The sequence below is a fragment of the Bacillus sp. JJ1503 genome (assembly GCF_036965125.1).
Classification (GTDB): domain Bacteria; phylum Bacillota; class Bacilli; order Bacillales; family Cytobacillaceae; genus Cytobacillus.
Window position 1 is genome coordinate 1 of the sequence record NZ_JBALOZ010000120.1, and the last position, 1,459, is coordinate 1,459.

2 protein-coding genes are annotated in these 1,459 nt (G+C 29.3%); both read right to left on the bottom strand.

All coding sequences use genetic code 11. The features are described 5' to 3' along the window. Positions 1 to 484: 484 nt before the first annotated feature. Entirely contained in the window at positions 485 to 1,009 is a 525-nt protein-coding gene (locus V7149_RS10480) for an HNH endonuclease (RefSeq protein ID WP_335345574.1), read from the bottom strand. A gap of 13 nt (positions 1,010 to 1,022) precedes the next feature. After that, the gene (locus tag V7149_RS10485; RefSeq protein WP_335345575.1) at positions 1,023 to 1,256 is read right to left on the bottom strand and encodes a hypothetical protein; all 234 of its coding nucleotides are present in this window, start codon (positions 1,254 to 1,256) and stop codon (positions 1,023 to 1,025) included. Between the last annotated feature and the right edge of the window lie 203 nt (positions 1,257 to 1,459).

Here is a 1,459-nt window from a genome sequence, read left to right on the forward strand (position 1 = left end):
TGTGTCCATCTGGAAAAGTAATCTCTTTCTTCTCGTCAAACTTTTTATTATCTAACTCAATATTTTTAAGTGTTAATTTGCTCATTTTCATTTCTCCTTCATAAATTATTATTTAATGTTTTAAGTTAAAATAAAAAAGACTACATAATATTGTAATCTCTGAGACAACTATTGTAATTTTTGTTTTTTACTTATTAAACTTTCAAGATGAATTAAACATCCAATGATATATCCAATTTGACCCATAACCATTAATTCAAAAACATTAGAATTATTCCCAACGTAAGCACTAATGAAGTAGTACAACAGCGGGAGAGTTATCAAACAAAATATTTTCACATTTTTCCCCTTTCTTTAATATCGATTGGATTTTTTGATTGGGTATATATTAATGTCGCTAATTCAAGAGGACTTAATATATTTTGTATTCTTAACAGTTCCTTTCCCTTTTGTAAGTTAGTGTTTAATTTTTTTTTTTATAAAATTATGCAATTCCATATTCTCTTGCCCAAACCTGTATTGAACTTCTAGACACATTAAATTTATTTGCAATTTGAACCTTGTTCATCGATCTAAGCATTTCCTCAAGTTCTTCTTTACTTGGACGCTCTTTCTTTTTTTGCAAGTAGTACTCTCGTTGGCATTCATTTGAGCAAAACTTTTCATTCTGCAATAAATACTCAAAGCAATTTTTACATTGTTCTATGTGATGCCCTTTTGGAGCATCTGTTTCAATTTTTTCTTTTAGCCCCATTCGATTTATCCAGTTGTGTATTTTTGTATGCAGCCCTTTTAATAAGACAAGTAGATTTTTTTTCCGGTTATCTTGTCTATTAAAATTCAAATGATGAACAACCTCGTCTTGCTCCAATTGTCTTCCAAGCATTAATTCCGCAACTAAAATATGTTCGTATATATAGCCTTTAAAGCTGCCATTCTTAAAGCAAGAAGGATGATCGGGTTTATATACAATTATGTAACCATTAATTTCAGTTTTATTAACCTTCATTTTCTCTCCTCTTTTATTTAAACCCACAATACTTAGCAATTTTTAGGATTATAATCTTATAAAATTTTGGTATTGGTTTTAATACAACTTCTCTCATTTCCATTAAACCGAGTGCTGTTTCTAATCCGTTCCTAAAACCTACATTATATGGTCTTTTCATATTTGATTCGGTTTCAAACTTATCAAGTAATTTAGCCAAATTAACTACTCTCTGGGGCAAAGGTTGATAACGTTCCTTACGACTCACTTTTTTATTCACTCCCTTATTGTTTGCTTTTCCACATTTATTGTTATTGGTTTAATGTTGCTGCTTCCACAGGTTTTACATTTACCATTTTTTCTAAATAAACTTAAACAGTCGGTACAATAATATTGTTTCATCAATAATCCCTCTCGATTTTATTTATCTACAATCACTTTCATTATTCTAAACTCAGGTTGAGACTTAAT